The organism is Candidatus Halocynthiibacter alkanivorans, assembly GCF_003333265.1.
GTDB classification, from domain to species: Bacteria; Pseudomonadota; Alphaproteobacteria; order Rhodobacterales; family Rhodobacteraceae; genus Halocyntiibacter_A; species Halocyntiibacter_A alkanivorans.
In genome coordinates, this window is record NZ_QOLB01000155.1 from 1 (window position 1) to 25289 (window position 25289).

23 protein-coding genes are annotated in these 25289 nt (G+C 59.4%); 11 read left to right on the forward strand and 12 right to left on the reverse strand.

Features of this window, described 5'->3' with window-relative positions:
• The coding region (locus DWA01_RS23760) for a methyl-accepting chemotaxis protein (RefSeq protein WP_136057792.1) at positions 1 to 2019 on the forward strand (2019 nt) is incomplete at its 5' end.
• A gap of 47 nt (positions 2020 to 2066) precedes the next feature.
• A complete protein-coding gene (gene mnmH, locus DWA01_RS19975; protein ID WP_114287571.1) occupies positions 2067 to 3131 on the forward strand; it encodes a tRNA 2-selenouridine(34) synthase MnmH in 1065 nt (354 codons plus the stop codon).
• Here mnmH and selD read toward each other — a convergent pair.
• Positions 3118 to 5304 carry a selenide, water dikinase SelD gene (gene selD, locus DWA01_RS19980; protein ID WP_114287572.1) on the reverse strand — a complete coding sequence of 729 codons (2187 nt, stop codon included), beginning with the start codon at positions 5302 to 5304 and terminating at the stop codon, positions 3118 to 3120. The two genes, mnmH and selD, sit on opposite strands and share 14 nt — an antisense overlap.
• 239 nt (positions 5305 to 5543) lie before the next feature.
• Positions 5544 to 6026, reverse strand: a complete 483-nt coding sequence (locus tag DWA01_RS19985; protein ID WP_114287573.1) for a flavin reductase family protein — start codon at positions 6024 to 6026, stop codon at positions 5544 to 5546.
• A gap of 256 nt (positions 6027 to 6282) precedes the next feature.
• Between DWA01_RS19985 and DWA01_RS19990 the strand changes: the two genes are divergently transcribed.
• The 6 genes from DWA01_RS19990 to DWA01_RS20015 all read left to right on the forward strand — a co-directional run bounded on the left by DWA01_RS19990 (position 6283) and on the right by DWA01_RS20015 (position 11016).
• Positions 6283 to 6699: a thiosulfate oxidation carrier protein SoxY gene (locus tag DWA01_RS19990; protein WP_114287574.1), complete on the forward strand. Its 417-nt coding sequence runs from the start codon at positions 6283 to 6285 to the stop codon at positions 6697 to 6699.
• Between the two features lie 24 nt (positions 6700 to 6723).
• Positions 6724 to 7053 carry a thiosulfate oxidation carrier complex protein SoxZ gene (gene soxZ / locus DWA01_RS19995; RefSeq protein WP_114287575.1) on the forward strand — a complete coding sequence of 110 codons (330 nt, stop codon included), beginning with the start codon at positions 6724 to 6726 and terminating at the stop codon, positions 7051 to 7053.
• Between the two features lie 210 nt (positions 7054 to 7263).
• A complete protein-coding gene (locus DWA01_RS20000; protein ID WP_235008632.1) occupies positions 7264 to 7920 on the forward strand; it encodes a Crp/Fnr family transcriptional regulator in 657 nt (218 codons plus the stop codon).
• Positions 7921 to 8034: 114 nt separating this feature from the next.
• Positions 8035 to 9084: a peptide chain release factor 1 gene (prfA, locus tag DWA01_RS20005; RefSeq protein WP_114287577.1), complete on the forward strand. Its 1050-nt coding sequence runs from the start codon at positions 8035 to 8037 to the stop codon at positions 9082 to 9084.
• The gene (prmC, locus tag DWA01_RS20010; RefSeq protein ID WP_114287578.1) at positions 9081 to 9914 is read left to right on the forward strand and encodes a peptide chain release factor N(5)-glutamine methyltransferase; all 834 of its coding nucleotides are present in this window, start codon (positions 9081 to 9083) and stop codon (positions 9912 to 9914) included. Before prfA ends, prmC begins: the two co-directional genes overlap by 4 nt.
• Positions 9915 to 10143: 229 nt before the next feature.
• Positions 10144 to 11016 carry a DUF4167 domain-containing protein gene (locus DWA01_RS20015; protein ID WP_114287579.1) on the forward strand — a complete coding sequence of 291 codons (873 nt, stop codon included), beginning with the start codon at positions 10144 to 10146 and terminating at the stop codon, positions 11014 to 11016.
• Positions 11017 to 11137: 121 nt separating this feature from the next.
• On the opposite strand, the gene rsmA is transcribed toward DWA01_RS20015, so the two are convergent.
• The 6 genes from rsmA to lptF all read right to left on the reverse strand — a co-directional run bounded on the left by rsmA (position 11138) and on the right by lptF (position 18673).
• Positions 11138 to 11980, reverse strand: a complete 843-nt coding sequence (gene rsmA / locus DWA01_RS20020; RefSeq protein WP_114287580.1) for a 16S rRNA (adenine(1518)-N(6)/adenine(1519)-N(6))-dimethyltransferase RsmA — start codon at positions 11978 to 11980, stop codon at positions 11138 to 11140.
• Positions 11981 to 12044: 64 nt separating this feature from the next.
• Positions 12045 to 13019, reverse strand: a complete 975-nt coding sequence (gene pdxA / locus DWA01_RS20025; RefSeq protein ID WP_114287581.1) for a 4-hydroxythreonine-4-phosphate dehydrogenase PdxA — start codon at positions 13017 to 13019, stop codon at positions 12045 to 12047.
• Entirely contained in the window at positions 13016 to 14248 is a 1233-nt protein-coding gene (locus DWA01_RS20030; protein ID WP_114287582.1) for a SurA N-terminal domain-containing protein, read from the reverse strand. Before DWA01_RS20030 ends, pdxA begins: the two co-directional genes overlap by 4 nt.
• Before the next feature lie 62 nt (positions 14249 to 14310).
• Positions 14311 to 16458 carry an LPS-assembly protein LptD gene (locus tag DWA01_RS20035; protein WP_114287583.1) on the reverse strand — a complete coding sequence of 716 codons (2148 nt, stop codon included), beginning with the start codon at positions 16456 to 16458 and terminating at the stop codon, positions 14311 to 14313.
• A complete protein-coding gene (lptG, locus tag DWA01_RS20040) occupies positions 16458 to 17555 on the reverse strand; it encodes an LPS export ABC transporter permease LptG (RefSeq protein WP_114287584.1) in 1098 nt (365 codons plus the stop codon). The genes DWA01_RS20035 and lptG overlap by 1 nt, the downstream gene beginning before the upstream one ends.
• Entirely contained in the window at positions 17552 to 18673 is a 1122-nt protein-coding gene (gene lptF / locus DWA01_RS20045) for an LPS export ABC transporter permease LptF (protein WP_235008633.1), read from the reverse strand. The genes lptG and lptF overlap by 4 nt, the downstream gene beginning before the upstream one ends.
• A 151-nt stretch (positions 18674 to 18824) precedes the next feature.
• Here lptF and DWA01_RS20050 point away from each other — a divergent pair, with 151 nt between their 5' ends.
• Together DWA01_RS20050 and DWA01_RS20055 are read left to right on the forward strand one after the other, a co-directional pair.
• Positions 18825 to 20285: a leucyl aminopeptidase gene (locus DWA01_RS20050; protein WP_114287586.1), complete on the forward strand. Its 1461-nt coding sequence runs from the start codon at positions 18825 to 18827 to the stop codon at positions 20283 to 20285.
• Positions 20286 to 20289: 4 nt separating this feature from the next.
• Positions 20290 to 20748: a DNA polymerase III subunit chi gene (locus DWA01_RS20055; RefSeq protein WP_114287587.1), complete on the forward strand. Its 459-nt coding sequence runs from the start codon at positions 20290 to 20292 to the stop codon at positions 20746 to 20748.
• A 162-nt stretch (positions 20749 to 20910) separates the two neighbouring features.
• On the opposite strand, the gene DWA01_RS20060 is transcribed toward DWA01_RS20055, so the two are convergent.
• Genes DWA01_RS20060 through DWA01_RS20070 form a run of 3 tightly spaced genes read right to left on the reverse strand, consistent with a single transcriptional unit; the run spans position 20911 to position 24006 of the window.
• A complete protein-coding gene (locus tag DWA01_RS20060; protein WP_114287588.1) occupies positions 20911 to 21489 on the reverse strand; it encodes a retropepsin-like aspartic protease family protein in 579 nt (192 codons plus the stop codon).
• A 46-nt stretch (positions 21490 to 21535) separates the two neighbouring features.
• The gene (locus DWA01_RS20065) at positions 21536 to 22153 is read right to left on the reverse strand and encodes a MarC family protein (RefSeq protein WP_200832627.1); all 618 of its coding nucleotides are present in this window, start codon (positions 22151 to 22153) and stop codon (positions 21536 to 21538) included.
• A gap of 2 nt (positions 22154 to 22155) precedes the next feature.
• Positions 22156 to 24006, reverse strand: coding sequence for an ABC-F family ATP-binding cassette domain-containing protein (locus tag DWA01_RS20070; protein WP_114287589.1), 1851 nt, complete (start codon positions 24004 to 24006; stop codon positions 22156 to 22158).
• Positions 24007 to 24139: 133 nt separating this feature from the next.
• Here DWA01_RS20070 and ndk point away from each other — a divergent pair, with 133 nt between their 5' ends.
• The gene (gene ndk, locus DWA01_RS20075) at positions 24140 to 24562 is read left to right on the forward strand and encodes a nucleoside-diphosphate kinase (RefSeq protein ID WP_114287590.1); all 423 of its coding nucleotides are present in this window, start codon (positions 24140 to 24142) and stop codon (positions 24560 to 24562) included.
• Positions 24563 to 24922: 360 nt separating this feature from the next.
• Here the strand turns inward: ndk and DWA01_RS20080 are convergent, their stop codons facing one another.
• On the reverse strand, positions 24923 to 25276 hold the full coding sequence (locus DWA01_RS20080; protein WP_114287591.1) for a TfoX/Sxy family DNA transformation protein: 354 nt from the start codon (positions 25274 to 25276) through the stop codon (positions 24923 to 24925).
• Positions 25277 to 25289 lie beyond the last annotated feature (13 nt).

The following is a 25289-nucleotide window of genomic DNA, read 5'->3' on the forward strand; positions in this document are numbered from 1 at the left end:
GCTGTCAACGAAGCGGTTGCGGTTTATAAACGTGCGTTTTTCAACGCTTTTGTGAAACCGGCCTCGCTGCGTGATAAAATTTCAGCAAGCCGGCTCTCAGCCAACTCCGCGCTGGAATTAGCGATCGAAGGGACCATGAATGGTCTTACGATGCGCGCTCAGGTTGTCAGCGTTGGTAATGCAACGGCGATCTATTCTCTGATTGAGAACCAGGTTGATACGATGCTCACTCTCTCTCGTCTCGACAGTGCTTTTAAGGACTATTTTAACGAGGGTCTGAAAGGGGCGGTTGCCTCTGACGTGATCCGTGCAAATGCGGTCCAGCGGGCAATGGACGGACGTCTGGAAACGGTCCGTGCGTTGGTTGAAGCGTCCGACCCGTCGCTGAGCACGCTTGTTGAAGACGCCGCAGAGATTTCCGACAAGAAAATTGGCATTGTTGCCGCGCGCATCGCGGTTCTTCAGGCGCAGGCCGATACGGTCACAAGTTCCGATCTGGCCGCCGAGAAAGTCCGGCAGATTTCTGCTGATGCGGTTCTTATCGGCAATCACTCGGTCAACCGGATCACCGAAGCCACCGTGGCAATGGGTGTACAATTTACCGATGCCGAAAAACAAATGCAGTATATCATGATCGCGAGTATGGTCCTGTTTCTGGCGGCGCCATGGATGACCTATTTCATGATTGTTGGCCCGCTGCGCCGCGCCACCGCTGCCACCGGACGTCTTGCGTCCGGCGATATGACAGAATTGACCGGGCTGAAACGTCAGGGCGGTGAAATCGGCAGCCTTGTCAGCGCTTTGAATGTGTTCCGCTCCAATCTGGTCGACAAAGAACGCATGGAAGCCGAACAGGCTGAAGCCGAGCTGCAACAGCGCAAAGACGAAGAGCAGGCGCGGCGCGACGAAATCGGGCGCAAAGAAGCTCAGGCCGCCCGTGAAGCTGAGCGTCGTGAGGAAACCCGTCAGCGCGAACTGGCCGAGGCTGCGGAGCGTGACGCGATCCGCCGTGCTGCTGACGAAGACCGCCAGTTGCTTATGGATGAGCAGGATCTGGTTGTGGATTCACTGGCATCCGGGCTGCAAAAACTGGCCGGTGGTGACATGCGGGCAACCATCAATCAGAACTTTGCCGATCGCTATGAACAGCTTCGTTCTGATTTCAACCTTGCGGTGCTGAACCTGTCCGAGATGGTCCGCTCGATTTCGGCCAGCGCGGTGACCATCGACCACAATTCTGGCGAAATCAGCCATGCTGCGCTGGACCTGTCGCGGCGGACTGAAGAATCCGCTGCCGCTCTTGGCGAAACAGCCGCGACGCTGACCGAACTGACCTCCTCAGTGCAATCTGCTGCGGATGGTGCTCTGCGCGCAGACCAGCTGGTGCGGGTGGCCCGCGACAATGCCGAACAAAGCAGCGAAGTTGTGCGTGAGGCCGTTGAAGCCATGGGGGAAATCGAAACTTCGTCAAACCAGATCTCGAAAATCATCTCGGTGATTGACGACATCGCCTTCCAGACCAACCTGCTGGCGCTGAACGCCGGGGTGGAAGCAGCGCGCGCCGGGGATGCTGGCCGTGGTTTTGCGGTGGTGGCCTCGGAAGTGCGCGCACTTGCGCAGCGTTCTTCAGATGCGGCACGCGAGATCTCGACGCTGATTTCCAACTCAAGCAGCCAGGTGCAGCGGGGCGTTGGTCTGGTAGACAGAGCCGGCACAGCGCTGCAGTCGATCGTCACAGAAGTGGAAGAAGTTTCGGTGCATGTCGCTGAAATTGCGGCCTCGGCCAAAGAGCAGTCTACCGGGATCACTGAGATCAACCACGCGATCCACCAGCTCGACAGCGTGACCCAGCAAAACGCGGCAATGTTTGAAGAAACCACCGCCGCCAGCCAGGTTCTCGCCGCCGAGGCAACCACGCTGTCCGGCACGGTTGGCGCCTTCAAAACGGAAGAAGTGGCGACCAGCTGGGCTGAGGCGGAAGAGAGCTGGGACAGCAACGGCTACGCCACAGCCTCCTGATCCGAAATTGACCTTTCCCCGGCAACGGGGGAAGGTTAAGCAGGCCCATGGCAAAGACATTTGAGACATTGCAGGCGTTCTGCGACGCGGGGTTCGACACGGTCATTGACGTGCGGGCCCCGTCTGAATTTGCAGAGGACCATATTCCCGGTGCGATCAGCCTGCCGGTTCTGTCCGATGCTGAGCGGGCAGAAGTCGGCACGATCTATGTCCAGGACAGCCCGTTCAAAGCGCGCAAGCTGGGCGCAGCCCTGGTGGCACGCAACGCTGCTGATCACATTTGCGGACCGCTTGCGGACAAGGATGGCAGCTGGCGACCGCTGGTCTATTGCTGGCGCGGTGGTCAGCGCTCCAACTCCTTTGCCTCGATCCTTAGCCAGATTGGCTGGCGCACCGAGGTTGTCGACGGCGGCTACCGGACCTATCGCCGTCTGGTGGTTGATCTGTTGCACAAATCCACTTTGCCCCATGCGCTGATCCTGCTTGATGGCAATACCGGCACTGCCAAAACGGACCTGCTGCTGCGCCTGGGGCAACTGGGGGTGCAGATCATCGATCTGGAAGGGCTCGCTGCCCATCGTGGCTCGCTGTTTGGCGCCGTTGCCGGCGGCCAGCCGTCCCAAAAGATGTTTGAAAGCCGGCTCGCCGCCGCCTTTGGCGCGCTGGACCCCGCGCGGCCGGTGCTGCTTGAGGCGGAATCCTCGCGTATCGGTAATCTCAACTTGCCGGCGTCGCTGTGGACTGCGATGTGCGCCGCGCCCCGGATCGAAGTTCAGGCCGCGCCTTCAGAACGTGCCAGCTATCTTGTGCGTGCCTATAGCGACGTGATTTCTGATCGCACGAGAATGGCTGATACGCTTGCCGCCCTGACCAGTGTCCAGGGCCATGAGCGGGTGGAGAGCTGGCAGAAAATGGCGGTGTCCGGTGACCATGTGACCCTGGCGCAGTCCCTGATGCAGGAGCATTATGACCCGCGTTACCGGCGCTGGCGTGCGCGCCAGAACGTGGTCGCGGACGTGGTGCTTACCGTCAACGACATGTCAGAAGCGGGGCTTGATCTCGCGGCAGAACAATTGGCGGACCGCATCGCCGCCGGTATCACTGCGCGGTAATGAACGGCGCACCGGGGTGCAACTCGCCAATTTCAACCGCATCAAATCCTGCCTCAGTCAATGCCCGCACGAGGGCGGCGCTGTCCGCTGAAGGCACCGCCGCCAGCAATCCGCCAGCGGTCTGCGGGTCAAACAACAGATCGCCGCGCGCGCCGGGGCGCACGTCACATTGCCCGATCAGGGCGGCGCGGTTTTTAGGGTAAAGCGTCGATTGCACCCCTTGTCCGGCCAACAGCTCAGCGCCCTCAAACAGCGGCAACTGGTCCAGATGCAGTGTCGCGCTCAGCCCGAAGCCTGTGCAGATCGCCATCAGATGCCCGGCAAGACCAAATCCGGTGACGTCGGTCATTGCATTGGCATTGCTGAGAATTCTGGCCGCTTCCCCCTGAGGTCTGGCCATAGAGGCCAGCGCTTCTGCCACCCAATGCCCCCGCGCGCTCAGCGCCATCTCCGCCGCCAGGATCACACCGCTTCCTAGTGGTTTTGTCAGGATCAGACGATCGTCGGGTTGCGCGCCACTGACCGTGATCGCGGATTTTCCGCACAAACCGGTCAGTGAAAAGCCGATGCAAAGCTCCGCGCCGATGGAGGTATGGCCACCGACGATTTCTGCACCTGCCGCACTGAACACCTCTCCGGCGCCGGCCATGATCTCCGCCAGCCATTGCTGTTGCAGCGTATCTGACATGCGGGGCAGGGTGATCGAGGCAAGAGCGGCCTGCGGGCTTGCCCCCATTGCCCAGATATCCCCCAGCGCATGGGTGGCAGCGATACGGGCCATAACGTAGGGATCATTGCTGAAGGCGCGCAAATGATCGGTGGTGAACACCTGGTGTTGCCCGCCGGTCAACAACACCGCCGCGTCATCCCCCGCCCGGGTCAGCACATCTGCGCGGGCAATGGAGGGCAAATCCGCGAGGACGCCGGCGAGCACATCGCTGCCCACCTTGGCACCACAGCCACCACACATCGGTTTGCCTGCAGCCAGGGCCTCGGCCACCCCATCAGCCACTGGGTCAGGCAGCGGCACCGCTGCCATCGAGGGTAGCCGTTTCAGCTTTGTCATGAATTTTTGGTCGATCTGGTCTTTCCATTTCCACAGCAAAGCCCCCTCGAGCCGGACGCCGGATTTATCGGCCAGCGCGGACTTTCCACCCAGGGAAATCAGCTTGAGATAATCGCGCTGCGGCCGGAAGCTGCGCAGCTCCGCACCGGTCAGCGCCGCTACCAGATTGTGGTACAGCACCGGGGCCTGGCGCACCGCAAACACACCTGCTTTGGGCCGCGGTGTCAGGTGCATATGGGCGCAGTCGCCACAGGCAAAAATATCGGGATCATTGCTGGATTGCAGTGTTTCCCCCACCTCAATGAACCCGTCCACCAGGGTCAGCCCGGTCTCCTTGAGCCAGCCCCAGGGGCGGGCCCCGGCAGCACCGAGTGTAAAGGCTGACGGAATTTCATCGCCACCTTCAAGGCAGACGCGGTCGTGCTCAATGCGCAGGACCTCAACCGTTTCGCGCAACTGGACTCCCTGCGCCTTCAGATGCTGCAACAACTGATCCCGGGTCTTGCTGCGCATCTCCGCCAGCACTTCTGCACGGTCCACCAGGCTGATATTTGGGGCCTCACAGCCGTCCCGGCGCAGTGCATGCGCCATCGCCATGGCAATCTCGACCCCGGCGACTCCGCCGCCAATGACAACCGCATCCGCACTGGCCCTGCTGTTATGTACCTGTTCGCGAAAGCTGTCCCAGCTGTTGGCAAATGTTTCCAGCGGCTTGGCCGGTGTGGCGTGATCAACGAACCCATCAAGCCCCGGCATAGCCGAGGTGATGCCAATATCGATTGAGGCGATGTCATAGGCAATCGGCGGCCGGCCGGGCACAAGGATGCGCTTTTGCGCGCGGTCAATTCCACTGACCCGGCCCAGCACCACTCGGGCACCGGCAAAACGGGCCAGCCGCACCAGATCAAGCTCCAGCTCGTGGCGTTGGTAATGGCCTGCGATAAAACCCGGCAACATGCCGGAATAAGCGGCGCGTGCATCCGGGTTGATCACCGTCAGCCGTACGCCAGGCAGTGGTTTCATCCCCCACATGCGCAGCAGCAGTGCGTGGGAATGTCCGCCACCAATCAGCACAAGTTCGCGGGTCAGGGGAAGGGGCAGCTGCATGGTCATCTCCGCTCACAAGGCATCGGGCAGTTTGGCAGTCGGGTCCTGGGGCAAAGCGCGAGGCTGTGCCCGCTGAATTGGCGCACGGTAGACGTTTGGTCCGGGCCCTGGTATTTGCGTCTGGCAGCTGGCGATTGCCACATGAATCGGGCGCGCGGGAGAGCGCAACCAGGCGCAGTGGTGCCAATTCAGCGGGTGCATTGCAAGCCAGTATCACCGCCGGCGCCCGGGACCAGGGTTCAGCCCGGTTGAAAGCGCCCGTCCAGAAACATCAGCGGCGCGCCTTCGCGGGTTGCCGCACGGATCACCTGTCCGATAACCACGGCATGATCCCCGGCCTCAGTCACACTGTAATTCTCGCACTCGAACCGCGCCAGGCAACCCTCAAGCAAGGGCACATCATCGGCGCCCCGGCTCCATTTCAGCGGCGCAAAATCCAGCCCGTCGCCGGTGAAATGGCGGGCCAGCTCCAGCTGATCCTGCGCCAGAACGTGGATGGCAAAACTATTGCACGTGGTGAACGCCTCGTATCGGCGGGAATAACGCGCCGGGCACCACAGCACCATCGGTGGATCCAGCGACACGGAGACAAAGGAATTGGCCGTGATACCCAGTGGCCCGCGCGGGCAATCCGTGGTGATGACACAGACACCGGTGGCATATTTTCCAAGCGCATCGCGGAATTTTCGCGGGTCCTGTGCGTTGGGGATAAAGCTTTGCATGCGGGTGCCTTTGTTGCGGGTCTCATTTGCTGCGTCTGTGTGTCACACCGGCACCCGGCGTCAAGCCTTTCTGCGACCCGGCACCGGCCAAACCCGGCAATCCCTGTGATTTTCCGGCGGATCACCGTGGTTTCACTTGATTTTCCCTGGTGCACAGCCGGGAAATTGCCGCAGTTCAACTGAAACCCGTTGCAATCCGGAGCCAGCTCTCACAAGGTGACAGCCGGATGAAACACGCAAGACACGGAGAGCATCGATGAAGTTCACACGTCGTGACGCGCTGACGCTTGGTCTCGGGGCCACAGCGGCCTCGTTGCTGCCGTTTTCGGCCGCCTCGGCTTGCGAAGATGCTATCGCCGTGTTCACCGGTGGCCAGGAGCCTGGAGAAGGCGATATCAGCCTGCGTCTGCCGGCCTCGGTCAAAGATGGCAGTTCGGTGCCGGTGCTGGCAGAGGCGCCTGGCGCGGTGGTATTGGCGCTGTTTACCACCCACAACCCGGCGCCGCAGATCGCAACTGTGCATTTTGGCCCATTGTCAGAGCCTCAGTCACTGCTGACCCGGATCCGCCTGTCCCGCAGTCAGGACATTGTCGCAGTCGCCAGGCTGGCGGACGGAAGTTACATCCGGGACCGTAAAAGCGTAAAGGTCACTGTGAACGGCTTCAACATCTGAGCCCTTGAGATCAGGAACCCCATAATGACACCCGGCGTAAAACCCCATATTCAGATGCCAGCCAGGGTTGCGGCGGGGGATGTCATTACCATCAAGGTCCTGGCCATGCACGACATGGAATCCGGCCAGCGCCAGGACGGGGCCGGCAATATTGTACCGCGCTCAATCCTCAACCGGTTTACCTGCGCCTTTAATGGCGCGCGTGTTGTGGATATCCAGCTGGAACCGGCGATTGCCCGCAACCCATATTTTCAGTTTTCAGCCCTGGTGCCGGAGGCCGGTGAATTCACGTTCAGCTGGTATGGCGACGATGGTTCGGTGATTGAAACCACAAAACACATTCAGATCACCTGACTGCCGGCCATTTGAGGCTGTGGTGCCAGGCGGGTAAGGGATTCCCTATCCGATTGGTATGACGGGTCTGTTCTTATCTTGTCGCGGCGGACGAACCGGGCCGTATTGTACCCTATGCGTGAACAACCTATATCAGCGGGAACGGGCCAGACTTCGGTTGCACCGGTGCAGATCTGCACCCGGCCGGAAAAATCAACGCAGGGGAATACCGTGGATTGGATCGATCGATTTCCCGGGCTACGCAGCCTGGACGACAGCCTGCGCAAGGTCCTGCTGGAGCGCTCCACCATTGTCAGCCTGGCCAAAAATACTGTGGTGTTCGGGCCGGGTAAATCGTCAGAAAACCTGCTGTTGCTGCTGGACGGCACCGTGCGGGTTCAGCAATTGTCTGAAAGCGGCCGCGAAATCGTGATGTACCGGGTGCAGGCCGGTGAAAGCTGTGTGCTGTCCACCGCCTGTATGCTGGCCTATGAAGACCACTCCGCCGAAGGCATTGCCGAAGTCGACGTTCGCGCGGCAGCGATCCCACGCCAGGTGTTTGACGACCTGATTGCCAACTCCCAAACCTTCCGCACTTTTGTATTCACCGCCTATTCGCGCCGCATCACAGATCTGTTTTATGTGATCGAGGAAATCGCCTTCCGGCGTATTGATATCCGGCTTGCGGCGCGGCTTGGCGAACTGGCGGACGGGCAGGGGATCCTGCGTGCCACCCATGCGCAACTGGCGTCCGAACTGGGCACTGCGCGCGAGGTGATTTCCCGTCAGCTGCAGGAGTTTCAGCGCAAGGGTTGGGTGGAACTTTCGCGCGGCAGTGTGAAAATGACCGATCAGGGAGCGCTGGCGGCGCTGGCGGAAACCACCTGATCTCCGGGTCTTTCCTGGCCCGGATCCGGTGCAAACCTGCAGGGCGCTGGTGCAAACCCGGATCTGGGGCGCTTGGCCCTTGACCCGTAAGCCTGTGCAGGGCATCCCATCATCATGGTACCAATAGATAAGCTTGCACAGATCACCCAGCGTTTCGAATTTCTCGAAGCTTCCATGAGCCAGGGCAGCGGCGACATCGCCGCGCTTGGCCGGGAATATGCTGAACTGCGTCCGGTGGTTGAAGAAATCAACGTTTACCTTCAGCTGCTTGACGAGATCGCCGAGGCCGAGATCATGCTGGATGATCCGGAAATGAAAGACCTTGCGGCAGAAGAACTGCCGGCACTGAAAGCGCGGCTTCCCCAGGTGGAAGAGGGGCTGCAGATTTCACTGCTGCCCAAAGACGCCGCTGACAGCCGCCCGGCAATGATCGAGATCCGCCCCGGCACCGGCGGCGATGAAGCGGCGTTGTTTGCCGCTGATCTGCTGCGTATGTACCAGCGCTATGCCGAAGGCCGCGGTTGGAAATTTAACATCGTGCAGGAGAGTCTGACCGAGTTGGGCGGCATCAAAGAGGTCATCGCCAATATTCAGGGCGACAACGTGTTTGCGCGGCTGAAATTTGAAAGTGGTGTGCATCGGGTGCAACGGGTGCCGGAAACCGAAAGTGGCGGTCGTATCCACACGTCAGCCGCCACTGTCGCAGTGCTGCCTGAAGCGCAGGACGTGGATATCAAGATCGATGCCAATGACATCCGCATCGATACCATGCGCGCGTCCGGGGCTGGTGGCCAGCATGTGAACACCACCGATTCCGCGGTACGTATCACCCATATTCCCAGCGGTATTGTTGTTGTCAGCGCCGAAAAATCACAGCATCGCAACCGTGAAATCGCCATGCAAGTGCTGCGGGCCCGGCTTTACGATGCGGAGCGCCAGAAACTGCATGACGAACGTGCCGACAGCCGCAAATCCCAGGTCGGATCCGGTGATCGTTCGGAACGGATCCGCACCTATAACTTCCCGCAGGGCCGGATGAGCGATCACCGGATCAACCTGACGCTTTATAAGCTGGATCAGATCATGGGTGGCGATCTGGACGAGACAATTGATGCGCTCACCGCCGATCACCAGGCCACATTGATGGCCGAGATGGGGCAATGATTACCGGTTCGCAAGCGCTGTTACCTGCCGTCCGGCGCCTGCGTGATGCGGGGATTGAAGGTGCCGCCGGCGATGCACGACGCTTGATGGCCTGGGCCATGGGTATCGGCTCTGACCGCTTGACGCTGGTTTTGCCGGAGACGCTCAGCAAAGAGGCGCAAGCGCGGTTTGAAGCCGCAGTGCAGCGGCGCCTCGCGCGCGAACCAGTCAGCCATATCATTGGGTTCCGGGCCTTTTATGGTCGCAATTTTATTGTAGGGCCCGATGTGCTCGACCCGCGTCCTGAGACTGAAACCCTGGTGGAACATGCGCTGTCTGCGCCGTTTACCCGGCTGCTGGATCTGGGTTGTGGCAGCGGCGCTATCGTGCTGACACTGTTGGCAGAATGCCCGGACAGCACTGGCGTGGGCTGCGATCTTTCTGATGCGGCGCGCCAGATGGCGCAACAAAACGCCACCGCTCTGGCCGTCGCTGAGCGGGTGGATCTGATCGCCTCCGACTGGTTTTCTGAGGTCACTGACCAGTTTGATCTGATCGTCTCAAACCCGCCTTATATCTCTGCTGCAGAAATGCAGCATCTCAGTCCGGAAGTGCTGCGCCATGAACCCCATATAGCACTCAGCCCTGGCGGTGACGGTCTGGAGGCCTACCGGCAGATCTGTGCGCAGTCCGGGCCGTATCTGGCGCCAGGCGGGCGGCTGTTATTTGAAATCGGCCCGACCCAGGCCAAAGCGGTCGCCGGGCTGATGACGGCGGCGGGACTTTCTGATATACTGGTGCTGCCAGACCTGGACGGGCGGGATCGGGTCCTGTCGGGCATTAAACCGTGACCTTTGCGCGTTTCGGATGGCAAATCTGGACCGATAACCGCCTATCTGTCAGATAATACTTGTTTTTGAATTCAGCGCATGGTTAGTGAGAAACACGCGGGCGGCGGGACATTCGGTGTCCCCCTCGCCGAAAAATCAAACATCGTTCTGGCAGCCGGGAATATCCCCGTCGCATGACAGCGACCATAGCCACAGCGAAAGCCACCTATAGGGCTGGATACCAAATCATATGAGATCTTCTAAACCACGTTCACGGTCTAAGAATAACCGTAACCGTTCCACCGTTGGAAACGTTGTAAACCGGGTCTTTGACAGTTCCGGTCCTCAGGGCAAAGTCCGCGGAACGCCTCAGCAAATTATCGACAAGTACAACCAGCTGACCCGGGATGCGCAGTTGAGCAACGACCGGGTTGCGGCTGAAAACTTCCAACAGCACGCCGAGCATTACACCCGGATGTTGTCAGAAGCGATGCGCGAACAGCAGGAGCGCCGCGACCAGCAGGAGGCCCAGCAGCGGGAACGCCAGCAGGCCCAGCAGGCGCGCCACAATGAACGCCGTCAGGACCGCAGCGACGATCAGCCGCGTCACAATGGCCGACGTCATGAGCGTGACGGTGATCAGCCGCGCGCCGGTACACCTGAGCAGCTCCAGGAGCAGCCTCAAGAACAACCTGTTGAACAACCACGCGAATTGCCAGTTGAACAGCCACGTGAGATGCCGGCTGAACAGCCACGCGAAATACCGGTTGAACAGCCAAGTGAAGTGCCGGCCGAACAGCCGCGCGAAATACCGTCGGAACCGTCGCAGCCTTCCTATTCTGCTGAAATCTCACCTCAGCCCGATGTGATCGATATGGGCACTGAGAGTGACAGCGGCCTGGTCGAGACCCCGGAAGAAGCGCCAAAACCCAAACGGGTTGCGAAGCCACGTAAACCACGGGTGCGCAAAGCAGCGGCGCCAAAAGCCGACGCTAATGCCGACGTCAAAGCTCCGGTACAGGCGGAGGCCGAGGTCAAAGTCGCGCCCAAGCCCAGGTCTAAGCCCGAGGCAGCGCCTGCAGCGGCACCGGAAAAACCGGATACACCGGAAGCCGCTGAATAATCAGCGTTGCACACCGCATTAAAAAAACCCCTGCCATCCGGCGGGGGTTTTTTGTTGTTCGGGTCGGTTTGTAGTCAGGACTGCCTGTAATGCGATGACCGGGCAAGCGACCCGTCAGGTCTCAGCCCTTTTCGACTTCCCGTGCCAGGGCGCAGAATTTTTCCAGCGAAATCTCTTCCGCCCGTTGTGTCGGTTTGATGCCGGCGGCGACCAGGCGATCTTCCATGTCGGGTGCCTGTCCCTTGAGCGAGGCGCGCAGCATCTTGCGCCGCTGGTTGAACGCCGCGGCTGTCAGACGGCTTAAAACCTTCGCATTGGCCGGAAAGCGGGGTTCGGGCAGCATTTTCAGGTGCACCACCGCAGAATGGACTTTTGGCGGCGGGGTAAAGGCTTCGGGCGGCAGTTCCATCATGATTTGTACATCTGCACGCCATTGCGACAGTAGGGCCAGCCGGCCATAGGCTTTGGAGCCCGGCGTCGCGACAATGCGCAGCGCCACTTCTTTCTGAAACATCAGAGTCAGACTGTCCCAGAACGGCGGCCATTGTTTTGGCGTCAGCCAGCGCACCAGCAATTCGGTCCCGACATTATAGGGCAGGTTGGCCACCACCCGGATTGGTTTTTGCAGACTTTGCAACGGATCCACCGCCAGCGCATCGCCGATGATAAATTCCAGCTGACCCGGATAGGTTTCTGCAATTTCTTCCAGCACTGGCGCGCAGCGGGCGTCTTTTTCAATCGCCAGCACTTTGCGGGCGCCCTCAGCGAGCAGCCCGCGGGTCAACCCACCAGGGCCAGGGCCGATTTCCAGCACGTCTGAACCGCTCAGATCCCCGGCCTGACGGGCGATTTTCGCGGTCAGGTTCAGATCGAGCAGGAAATTCTGCCCCAGCGATTTTTTGGCCGCCAGCTGGTGGGTTTCGATCACCTCGCGCAGCGTAGGCAGATTGTCGATAGTGGCCATGTGGCTCTCCTGGGGTTGCGCCCGGAGAAACCGGGGTTTGCGCCTCTGGCGCGACCGGGGCGGCTTACGCCCTTGCCTGCACCATATGCCCCGCCAGGCGCAGCGCTGCAAGCAGCGATGAGGGATCGGCGATGCCCTGACCGGCAATGTCAAAGGCAGTGCCATGGTCGGGTGAAGTACGCACAAAAGGCAGCCCGAGCGTGACATTCACACCACCGGCAAAATCAATCGTTTTGATCGGGATCAGTGCCTGATCATGATACATGGCGACGGCGACGTCATACCGGGTGCGGGCGGTCGCATGAAACATTGTGTCTGCAGGCAGGGGACCGGCAAGATCAAAACCTTCGCTCCGCAGCCGGTCCAGCAGCGGGATAATCCAGTCCAGCTCTTCCCGGCCCATGGCACCACCTTCGCCGGCATGCGGGTTCAGACCGGCGACGGCGATGCGCGGCGCGGCAATGCCAAAATCACGTGTCAACGCGTCCCGGGTGATGCGCAGTGTTGCTTCCAGACTGTCGGCCGTCAACGTGCTGGCCACTTCAGACAGTGCAATATGGATTGTCGCCGGCACCACCCGCAGTTCGGGGCAGGCCAGCATCATCACCACCTGATCCACGCCGCCAAGCGCGGCGAGAAATTCAGTGTGACCGGGATAAGCAAAACCGGCGCCGTCTTTCAACGCTTTTTTGTGGATCGGATTGGTGCAGACGGCACCGGCATTCCCGGTTTTCACCAGATCGACCGCCAGTTCAATCGCAGCGATGACGCCGGCGGCATTTTCCGGCTGCGCCACACCCGGTACCGCATCACCCTCAAAGGCGATCGGCAAGACCGGCATGCCTGTCTTAACCGCGCGCGCGGTCTCCGACGGATCAGTTATCAACGATATATTGCTGCCTGCAGGCAGGTGACGCGGATCGCCGATCCAGAAAAACGGCAGGTCCGTTCCCAGTGTCTGCCAGGCTTTGAGCGCGATTTCATTACCAACTCCGGCGGGTTCGCCACAGGTGAGGGCAATGGGGGCCGGGCTGCTCACTTTACAATCGTCGCATCTGCGCGCAGTTCAGCCAGATAACTGCTGGCATAAGATCCGATACGTTCGTTTTGCAACCGGGACCGGATATCATCACGCGACAGTTCGGCGGTCACCTCATAGTTGCGGCCGCACATCATCAGAAACAGCGGTGTCTGCCCGTCATCCGCCATCAGAGCAGTGGAGATCTCGCCGGCGTCCAGCCTGGCAAGTTCCAGCGCAACACCCTGTGCAATATCATCCGGCGCCAGAACATAGCGCTGCAATGTACCACCTGGTTTTCCGAGCGCTTCGCCATAGAGATCGTTGCAAGTGTCAGCCGCCGCCCGCAGATCTGTCGCCGCTGAGATCCCGCCCTCCAGCCGGTAAGTGGCATAATCCACCGAGACCGGACGCGGATCGGGCACGGAGGTTTCCTCCAGCGCGCGCAGCTGAAACAGGCCAAGCGCCTTGCCGGTGTTAAACGGGCCGGTCACTTCTCCGGGTTTCATGGTCAGGAAGGTGCGGGCCATGCCGCCGGGCAGTTTGGACAGGTCAACCCAGTCCGTCGCGCCACCTTTTTCACGTGAAGGCGCCACAGAGACCTGCCGGGCAGCGCTGTTAAACGTATCAATCGATTTGATTTCGAGGATCTGGCGCGCCAGCGGCTCTGAGCGGGCCAGTTCTTCAGCGTTACGCGCTGGCAGGAAAATCTCATTCATCAGCACGCGGGCACCGCCGCGCGCGTTCTGCAGCGCCAGGGTGCGGTCGATATCGGCTTCGGTTATTTTGATACGCCGGGCAAATTTGCGCCGCACCACTTCCCGCCACACAATGCCGGCGTTAACAAAATCGCGGAACGTTTCCGAAGCGATGCCGTTATTGGCCAGCAATTGCTGGAACTGAGGCACACTCAGCTGGCCACGCGCGGCGAATTCTTCCATGCCTGCCTGAATGGCGTCCGGATTGGCGGCGATACCAAACTGACGCGCGACCCGGAGCTGAAGCCGCTCATCGATCAATTTGACCAGCGCATCTTTTTCTGCGTCGGCGGTTGGCGTTAGCATTTTGAGAAGCGCGATGCGCTGGTTCAGCTCAAACCGGGTCACCACGTCATCGTTTACCCGTGCCACTGGCGAAAAAAGGCTCTGCGCCTGAACTGGAAGGGCGGGCACGGAAATCGTACCTGCGGCCAGTATCACTGCGACTCCGATACGGGCGAATACCCCGTTTGCCGTCTGCTTCAGTCCCATTGTCAAAATCCGTCCTGCTCAGTTCGTAGCGTTATATTCGCCTGTTTGTGCCCTTGTCCGGCTCAGTTGTCACAGCGTTTGCGCGGCGCTGCTTCACCACTGCCGCCAAAGCCGGCCAGCGACACAGTTATGCCAAAATCTGTCGTCGGTTCAAGACTAGTCGAAGAGGTGAAACGGCGCGAGAGAGAAAAATTCACCGTGGCACATTCATTGCGAAACTCTGCGGCGATGCTGGCACTGGCGGCGCGGCCCGCGACAAAATCATACCGCCAGTCCGCCGTGCTGGTCCAGTACGAGCTGAAGTTCCATGCCACATCCAGCGTCAGCTCAGAGGCGTCGTCGTCCCGTTCTTCATCGGCATCTGCCACCAGATAGGTATAGGTTGAAGCAAGACCGAACGGGTCTGAAGCCCAGTCAAACCGGGTTTCCGATTTGGTCAGGGAAAAATCGTCAGCCACCAGGTTGCGGCTGCTCAGGCGCGATCCGTTGCCAAATTCAACCTGACCGGCGACCAGCCAGTCTGATTGCGTGCCATCCAGCCCCGATGCGTTGAAAAAGCTGGAACTGTCGTCCTGGTAATAAACCCGGCCAAGGGTAACTCCCAAAGACCAGCCCGCCGGGTCGTAGCGGTTCCAGCTGCCGCCAAACGTGGCTCGGGCCCCGTCTTCAAACCTGTCGCCTCCGGGAAAGCGGGACAGGGCAAACAGATTGCCCTCGTCAAATTCAACAAATACACTGTCTTCATCCGGCCCGTCGGGACCCGCCTGTCCGTTCCAGGCCAGCTGCACCACCGGCGTGATAATATGCGACACGCCTGTCGGGGTAGATTTCGCCCAGGGCCAGGCCAGCTGCACAGCGCCAACCCCGTTGACCACCGACTGATTTGTATCGAAATTGCTGTCCTGGTTGATGCTGTAATTCGCCGCGTCAATCTGTGCCGACGCTGTCAGCACCAGTCCGGTGTTAAAAATCCAGTCGCGTTCCCAGTCGAGCCCGGCACCGAAGCGCAGGCTGTCGCGCCCGACCTCGTCATCTTGCGACAACCGCCCCAGGCCCTGAAAACTGAAACGATAACCGGCCTGGCCACCGATCAGCCCGGGCTCAAACCGCTTTTCATAATCCGCCTGCCCAATCAGATAGGCCAGCTCGTCGGAACTGCCCTGATCAGAATCACGCAGCGTGCGTATTGTTTCCAGCTGAGCTGAAAAATACTGGTCATCGCGGGTGCGGGTCAGCGCTACGGAATTGCTTAACCGGTCGTTTCCTGAATATCCATAATCCAGCAAGTAAGTGTCATCTGAGGTCAGTGCGATATTGAAATTCAGCTGGTTGCCATTCTGATACCCAAAGTTGCCGGTTCCAAATACATAGGCCCGTGATGTATCGACCAGGTCGTCATTGGAATAAGCGCCTTCAAATTGAATGTCCCCATTGATAAATGCCTGGCGGTAACGCAGCTCCAGCGTGCGGGTCTGCGCCGAAATATAGGGGGTGAATGTCAGATCTGCAGAGTCTCCGAGCGGTTGAAAATACGGTATTTTTATACCGGTGCTCAGCGTTGAGGACGATTTGAGCTGCGGAATCAAAAAGCCCCGGCTGCGTTTCAGGGTCGGGTCGGGCATGCGAAGGCGCGGCAGGTACAGCACCGGTACGCCCATCACCCGCATTTGCGCGCCCTCAAAATACAATTGCCGCTCAAGCGTATCGTGGATGACTTTGTCAGAGCGGATTTCCCACAGCGGCACCGGTCTGTTGGCACAGACTTTACAGGCCGAAGCAACGGTTTTGTACAGTTGGGTGTAACGGCCATCGACGCGGGAAATTTCAGTGGCCGCCAGTTGCAGCTTCTGGTCCAGGATCAGCCGCGCACTGCGCAGAATACCGTTCTGAAGATCAGCATCCAGCTGCGCTGAGGATGCCAGGATAACGGTGCGTCCTTGCGGGTCACTCAGTTGTATCGGGCCTTCGACTTTCAGACTGCCGGTCTTCTGATCATAGGTGATGCGCGAAGCGATCAGGCTGGTCTCGCCATAGAACACCTCGACATCGCCCTCTGCGATCAGCGTATTGTCGGCGCTGACACTCAGCGTGTCGGCGATCAGGGTGGCCAGTTCCTGCGGCAACGTGGCCAGTTCCTGCGGCAGCGCGGCCGTTGAGATGAACGCGGCAGCTGTCAGAACAGGCAACGCCGGCAAGCGGGAGCGGAACATCAGCCGTCCTCCAGATGTAACAGAATTCCCGAGATCAGCAGTATTGCCGCAACAGGCGGTGCCCAGGCGGCCAGCAGCACGGGCAATTGACCGCTTTCACCCAGAACCCGGGCAAAATTGCGGATAAAATAGAATGCAAAGGCGATCAGAACCGCCATCAGAACCCTTTGGCCGGTTCTCCCAAAGCGGGTGTGGCGCATGGTAAAGGCAGCACCGACCAGAACCATCGCCATCAGCACCAGCGGCAGAGCCAGCTCCATCTGGAACCAGACCCGGTAGGCGCGCACAGAAAATCCGGCGTCCTGCAATTGTTCGATAAAGTCCGGCAGGTCCCAGATCGGAATTGATCCGGGTTTGCCAAAACTGTCCCGGATCTGTTCGCCGGTCAGATTGGAGGACAGTTCAAATTCTTCAAAACTCTGTGCCGTTGCTTCGGGGTTTCCACTGTCTTCAAATTGCCATTGTTTTGCCTGGCTCAGCTTCCAGGCGCCGGGGGTGAGTTTTGCGCTCTGCGCTTCCAGCCGGTAGCTGGGTTGCCCGTCCGGCCCAAAGCCGAGGAAACTGACCCCGTCCAGTTCGGTGCCGTCCAGATTGGAGCGTGCGGCGCGGATCACGACCTGGCCCAGGTGCGAGCCCTGCCGCAGCCACAGCCCCTCGCGGCTGACCGAAATCACCCGGTCGCCTTCGCCGCGATAGCTGGCCGCGACCTGTTCATACAGGCTGGAGGTCGCCGCGACGATCGGATTGAAGACCAGCACCGACAGCAGGCCGATAAGCAGCGATACAAGGACGGGGGAGGTCAGGCTGTGGATCGCGGAGCGCCCGGCGGCGCGCGAGACAATCAATTCGGAACTGCGCGCCAGAGACAGGTAAAGCACCACCGTCGCCAGCACGACAATCAGGGGCAGTATCTGATATATCCCGCTGGGCACATTCAACAGGGACAGCCGCAGTATCTGCGGAAAACCGACAGTGGCGGAGCCAAACCGGCGCATCTGTTCCACCATATCAAGCAGCGTAAACAAGATCAGGAAAATCCCGAATACCATCGCAAAACTGTAAGCAAACCGCCGGGCAAAATACAGATGCAGTTTCATGCCCGGGCTCCTTTGCGGCGGCTGAACACAGCGGGACGTTCGGCCAGCCACAGCAGCGCAGCGGTGACAGCAAGACCCGCAATGTTGGACACATAGACCAGGGCCCAGGCCGCGTCATTTTTCTTTGCTGCCGAGATCATGCTGTTGTCCAGTGCTTTCAGCAGGATCAGCAATACGATGGCCACCAGTATCTGACGCCACAAGCCGAACCGGCTGAATCCACCGATCAGCAGCGTGGAGAACCCGACCAGGGCGGCGACCAGGCTGAGCAGGGTCTGGCTGATGCGCTCATGACCCATAACCAGCAAACGTGCGCGGCTGGTGCCGGTCGCCAACACCGTAGCCGGGCTGGCGCGCAACAGTTCCCCCGTTGGCAGGTTGCGTGCGCTGCGTGTTGCGGAGAGCGACGTATTGAGACTGCCGATATCAAAGGAAAAATCGGAAAACCGGGTGATCGAAATGCGATTTGTTTCCAGGTCAATCGTCTGCGCCATGCCCTCATACATCACCAGTTTCGGCCCGGTGTCCGAGCGGATCAGCAGCGCCTGTTTTGCGGTATATTCAGTGCGCGTGGCGGTGCTGCGGCTGTCGGAGAGGAAAATCTCCAGCAGCTCGCCTCTTGGCGAAATTTCGCGCACGTAAAAGGTCAGCCCGCGCGCGGGGTGGATAAATGTGCCTTCGGTCAGCAGGCGCGAAGTCAGATTTCCGGACACTTCCGCCTGGCGGCGCGCGAGTTCCTGCACCGAAGCAGGCACCAGAAAATGAGACAGGAGAGAAAGCATCAACGCAACGATCAGGCCAAAAGCCGCCACCGGCCGTGCCAGTCGCCAGGGGCTGTAACCGGTGGCCTGAACCACCAGCAATTCGCTTTCGCCGCTGAGCCGGTTGGCGACATAGACCGCCGCTGCAAAGGCCGCCATCGGCAAGACCAGAAGGATAACTTTGGGCAGGCTGAGCGCGGTGAACTCCAAAAAGGTCCCTGCGGACTCGCCGTTGGCGATCAGCCGGTCGAACAGAACCACAGCCCGGTTGATCCAATAAACCAGCACCAGCACCAGTGAGAAAAATCCAAAGACGATCATCAATTGGGACAAGAGATATTTGTCGAATCTGCCCACATGCCCCCCGGGATCTCTGCTGTCGTTCGCGCCGACCATATCCCAGGTTACAGACGGGGAAAACTGCAAACTGAATCTGGCTCTTACGGGGTCTGGTCAAGGTTGCGAAGCGCGGGTAGGGTTCGGCCAGACAATTTTCAGGAGAGCCGTTATGACCACCCCCGCCAAGCTGGCCTATGCCGCAAGTGATCTCGACGCAATTGCCGCGTTTGAAGGTCGTATCGTTGTGTTTTCAGGCAGTGAAGGCAAACTTGATCCGGCGGCCCGGCGGGTGAACCGGCTGAGCAAAGGGGCGCTGGAGCGTCTGGTGGCCTCGGAAACATTCAAAAAACTCTCTGCAGGCAAGGCCATTGATCTGGCTTTTCCCGCCGGCATGGCGGCTGAGGCGGTTCAGGTGGTGAAGCTGGAGCGCAATGCCTCTGTTGAACTGTCGCGCAAAGCGGGCGCTGCCATCGGCAAATCTGCCGGAAAACACAATGTCATGATCCATGCACCGTTGATGAAACAGGCGGATGAGATCGCGCTTGGCGCCCTGCTGCGCGCCTATGGGTTCAACGATCATAAAAGCAAAGAAAGCCCCAAAGCCGGTGACATCACCGTTGTAGTGAAAGAACCGGAGACACATTCAGCGACCGCCGTGGATGCGCTGGCCCAGGGCGTGTTTTTCACCCGCGATCTTGTGTCTGAGCCCGCCAATATTCTGACCACCACTGAATTCGCCACCCGGCTGGAAGCGTTGAGCGATCTGGGCGTCAAAGTCGAAGTGCTGGAAGAAGATCAGCTGGAAGCGCTTGGTATGCGCACGCTTCTGTGCGTCGGGCAGGGTTCTGTCAGCCCGTCCAAAGTGGTGATCATGCAGTGGAACGGCGGCGGCGAGGAAGCGCCTTTCGCGCTGGTCGGCAAAGGTGTGGTGTTTGACACTGGCGGTATTTCCCTGAAACCCGCCGCTGGCATGGAAGATATGACCATGGATATGGGCGGCGCTGGTGTGGTGTCGGGCGTGATGAAAACGCTGGCCCTGCGCGGCGCCAAAGCCAATGTGGTCGGCCTGGTTGGCATCGTTGAAAACATGCCCTCGGGCAATGCGATCCGCCCCGGCGACGTGGTGAAATCGATGAAAGGCGACACCGTTGAAATCATCAACACCGACGCCGAAGGCCGTCTGGTGCTGGCCGATGTGCTCTGGTACGCCCAGGAACGCTTTAAACCCACCGGCTTGATCAACCTGGCAACCCTGACCGGGGCAATCATCGTCGGTCTTGGCCATGAGAACGCCGGCGTATTTTCCAATGATGACACTTTGTGCAATGCCTTCCTGAAATCCGCCGAAGCGGAGATCGAGGGGGCCTGGCGCATGCCGCTGGGCAAGGCCTATGACGATATGCTGAAATCTCAGGTCGCCGATATGCGCAACAGCTGTGGTCGCGCGGCGGGTTCAATCACCGCAGCGCAGTTCCTGAAACGTTTTGTCAAAGATGAAACCCCCTGGATCCATCTGGACATTGCCGGCGTTGCCGAGGTGAAAAAAGAAACTGCTCTCTCTCCCAAAGGTGCCACCGGCTGGGGCGTGCTGGCGCTGAACCGGCTGATTGCCGACAACTACGAGGTCTGATCCAGTGGGCGCTGTCTATTTCTATCACCTGACCCAGGCCTCATTGGAAGAAACCCTTCCCATGCTGTTGGGAAAAGCGGTGCAGGCCGGGTGGAATGTGGCGGTGCGCGGCACGCGCGAGGCGCGGCTGGACTGGCTTGATCAAAAGCTGTGGCAGGGGGCTGGTGACAGTTTCCTGCCACACGGCGTTGCCGGCGGTCCCCATGATGCCGATCAACCGGTGCTGCTGACCACTTCGACCAGCGCGGCCAATAAGGCAAGCTGCGTGATGGCGGTGGACGGTGCGGCGGTGACTTCGGAAGAGATCACCACACTACAGCGGGTCTGTATTATTTTTGACGGTACGGATACGGAAGCGGTGCAGCAGGCGCGCAGCCAGTGGAAAGAGCTGTCCGCAGCGGGTTGCTCTGCGCAGTACTGGAGCCAGGAAAGTGGCCGCTGGGAGAAAAAGGCCGAAAGCTGAAGTGGCGTGATACTGGCATCTCTTGCTTGCACAGCGCCCGGTGCCGGGGCAATGCGTCTCAGCGTCTCAGCGTCTCAGCGTCTCAGCGTCTCAGCGTCTCAGCGTCTCAGCGTCTCAGCGTCTCAGCGTCTCAGCGTCTCAGCGTCTCAGCACGACAACTCGTCAGCGGATCAGCACCAGCCGGTCACCGGTAATTTCTATTTTTGAATAGCGGCTGAGATAGCTCATACCCAGAAGCGATCCGTCCTGGTCTCCCTGGCTGACAAAAGTCTCAACGCCCTGGTCGCGCATGCCATTCAGCTCAAACTCCACACCGGACAGGCGTGCGGTGCGCACGGCTCCATTGGCTGTATAGGCGGTTGAAGTATAATGAAGTTTTTCCGGATCAGTGCCAATGCGCATCGCGTCCGCCTGGCTGAGCGCCACTGAAGTGGCCCCGGTGTCGATCATGAAATCAACCGGCACGCCATTGAGCTTCAGCGTCAGATAATAATGCCCGTCGCCCTGGCGTGGTACTTCGATCTGACCGGCAGGGCCGATATATTGTGCCCGGCTGTTGTCGCGCTGAATGTCGTCCCACAGGCCGTAACCGGCCATCAGCCCCACAATCAGCAGCAGCCAGACGATGCCTTGTTTCAACACATTATGAAGGTTCTGGCGGTTTTCAGCGATGAACCAGCCAATCACTGCCGCCGCCAGCACTGTCAGATAGACCAGTTGTACAGGATCGACTGAACGCATATTTTTCCCTCTCCTCAGTTCAAGATAGGCACGGAGGAGGTGAATGTCAGCCAGGGACGGCGGGAATAAATCCAATAATACCGTCGGCAATGAACTGTACTGACAGCGCCGCCAGCAACATGCCGAGCAGGCGGGTCACCACATTGGTGCCAGTCTGCCCCAGTGCCTTTTCCAGCAGCGGCGCCAGCAGAGCCATGACCAGCACCAGCACCAGGACGGCCGCCAGCATCAACAGCACCATGCCCGTTTCCAATGCGCCCTCGGCCTGATCCATCAGCAGGATCATGGTTGCAATGGCGCCTGGCCCGGCGATCAGCGGTGTGGCCAGCGGGAAGACCGAAGGGTCGTCATCCTCGCTGGTCTGGCTTTTGCGCCGCTTGGTGCGCCGTTCAAACAACATGTCCAGCGCGGTGAGGAACAGCAAGATGCCACCGGCGATGCGGAAGGCAGGCATGGAGATACCGGCAAAACCCAGAACCGCTTCGCCAAAAAAGCCAAACAGCGTCAGCAGCAGCGCACCAATCATCACCGCACGCAGCGCCACTGAGCGCCGCTGTACCGGGCTCATGCCCCGGCACAAAGCGACAAAAATCGGCGCCAGCCCGATGGGATCAATGATCACAAACAGGGTGAAGAATGCGGTGATAAGCGCCTGATACTCCAAGATTAAGCCTCTGCTTTTTCCAGTTTTTCCAGTGCCTTCATCCACATCGCGTCGGCCCGGTCCTGGGCGTTCATAACGTCGGAATATTTCTTCTGCCAGACCGCGGCCTCATCAGCTTTACCGTCTTCATACAGCGTCGGCGAAGCCAGTTTTTTGGCCAGTTTCTCGCGCATGTCATTCAGCTTCTGCACCCGTTCTTCGCATTTGCGCACATCTGAACGCAGCGCTTTGACCGCATCCTGGCTCGGGCGTTTGGGTTTTGCTTTGTCTTTGACCTTGTCTTTCGCCGGCTTGTCGACGGAGAGCAACATTTTGCGGTAGGTCTGAAGATCTTCTTCATAGGGCGCGACGTGCCCGTCTTTCACCAGCCACAGCCGGTCGGCAACCATGGAGAGCAGATGCATATCGTGGCTGACCAGGATCACCGCACCGGTATAGGCGGTCAACGCCTCGACCAGCGCTTCACGGCTTTCGATGTCCAGGTGGTTGGTCGGCTCATCGAGAATCAGCAGATGCGGCGCGGGCAGGGTGGCCAGAAGAAGCGACAGACGTGCTTTCTGACCGCCCGACAGGCGCCCCACTTCGGTATCTGCCTGATCTGAACCAAGCCCAAAGCCCGCCAGACGCGCCCGCAGCCGGGCCTGGCCTTCCAGCGGCCGCTCGCGCAGAAGGTGCTGCAGCGGGGTCTCATCAATGAACAGTTCATCCACCTGATGCTGGGCAAAGAAGCCAACCCGCAGCTTGCTGGAGGTGACCATATCACCGCCCATCGGCTTCAGGCGGTCGGACAACAGTTTGGCCAGCGTCGATTTTCCTTCGCCGTTGCGGCCGAGCAAGGCGATGCGGTCGTCCTGATCAATACGCAGGTCCAGACGGCTGAGAATGGCTTTACCGTCATAGCCCACCGAGACGTCTTCGGTGCTGATGATCGGCGGTGACAACTCTTCAGGCACCGGGAAAGTGAACTTCACCCGCGCCGCATCTTCGGGCGCGGTGATGGTGGTCATTCTTTCCAGCATTTTCACCCGGGACTGCGCCTGTTTGGCTTTAGAAGCCTTGGCTTTGAACCGGTCAACAAAGCTTTGCAGATGGGCGCGTTGCAGGTCCTGTTTCTTAGCGGCTGCAGCCTGAACCGCCCGTTTGGCGGAGCGCTGGCGTACAAACTGGTCATAAGGCCCGGTGTAATAGGTCAGCTTGCGCTCATCCAGGTGCAGAATTGCACCGACAGCCCGGTTCAACAATTCGCGGTCGTGGCTGATGATCAGCACCGTGTGGGGATATTTGCCCAGGTAGGCTTCAAGCCAGAGCGCGCCCTCAAGATCAAGGTAGTTGGTCGGCTCATCGAGCAGCAGGAAATCCGGCTCGGAGAACAACACCGCTGCCAGCGCGACGCGCATACGCCAACCACCGGAAAAGGCGGAACAGGGCATTTTCTGCTCGGCATAGGTGAACCCAAGTCCGCGCAGAATAGAGGAGGCACGCCCCTCGGCCGACCAGGCATCAATGTCAGCCAGTCTGGCGTGAATTTCGGCAATCCGGTGGGCGTCTGAAGTGGCATCAGATTCGGCCATCAACTCAGCGCGTTCGATATCCGCCGCCAGCACGGTGTCGATCAACGAGACCTCATTGCCCGGCACCTCCTGGGCGACGCCGCCGATACGGGCGCGCGCCGGGATAGTGATCGCGCCGCCCTCCAGCACCAGTTCGCCACGGATCAGCTTGAACAGCGTGGTTTTGCCGGCGCCATTGCGCCCGATAATCCCGACCTTGTGACCGGTGGGGATAGTGACGGAAGCGTTCTCGATCAGAGGACGGCCTTCAACGGAGTATGAGATATCATTAATTCTGAGCATGGGTGCTGTGTGCCTGCTCTTGAAGCAATCGTCAATCACAGCTTTTCATGTGGTCAATGTCGTGTTACGGGGCAGACAGAATTAAACCACAGGCACGGGGTCTGTGGGGACCGATATTACAAGGACCGATATCATGGCTGTAGAACGTACGCTTTCGATCATCAAACCAGATGCCACCAAACGCAACCTGACCGGCAAAATCAACGCCAAGTTCGAAGATGCCGGCCTGCGCATCATCGCGCAGAAACGCGTTCAGCTGACCATGGAACAGGCTGGCACATTCTATGAAGTGCACAAAGAACGCCCCTTTTATGGCGAACTGTGTGAATTCATGGTGTCCGAGCCGGTTGTTCTTCAGGTTCTGGAAGGCGAAGGCGCTATTCTGAAAAACCGTGAAGTCATGGGCGCAACCAACCCTGCGGACGCCGCTCCCGGCACCATCCGCGCTGATTTCGCGCTGTCGGTTGGCGAAAACTCGGTTCACGGTTCTGATGCACCTGAAACCGCTGCTGCTGAGATCGCTTATTTCTTCGCTGGCCTCGAGCTGGTGGGCTAAGCCCCGTAATCAGTCAGCACGTCTGATTTTGGCCGGCTCCGGGATCTCCTGGAGCCGGCCTTTTTATGACCGGACAGCGCCGCCCGCCTCCCCCGGCCTCTGCCACGCAGATCCCGCCCGGAGGGGGCAGGCGAAAAGCTGCGCTTTTCGCCTGTTGCACCGCGTAAAACGCGGTGCGCGGCCCAAGGCTTTGATTTTTCGTATTCGAAATTTAAAAGGGGCGGGAGGAATTGCCACGGTCATCGCGTCGTATGGTGTGTGCCGCCTTGCGCTCTGACGCAGGTCTTTACCTCTGTGAAGGACACACTTGATTGTGCACTTGTTTTCGGATGGCTCGATTTTCGGCCGGGGCGCCCGCTTTCAGCGTCGGGTTCCGGTGCCTATAATATTGAGGAAAAGTTCAATTTCTGAACTGTCATCCTGGCGGGGATTGGCTTTCAGATATGCCTTTGATCTGGCCTTGATCAGATCAAAGCGCGCCCGCAATTCTTTCTTTTCATCACCGCGGCAATCGTTCCACGGCCGCCCCTGCAGCCCCATGACCATCGCGTAATAACCAATGAAATGGGGTCGTCCGCCACGGTTCAGAAGCTGAAGATAGGCGCCGTCAGACCCGAGCTGGCGCAAGGCCTCAGCGGAGTGAATGCCGGCACGGGCATAAACCGCATCCGTGGCAGGACCGAGATTGCGAATGGAGGACACAGGAGCTGACATGCTGTCAGTCTAA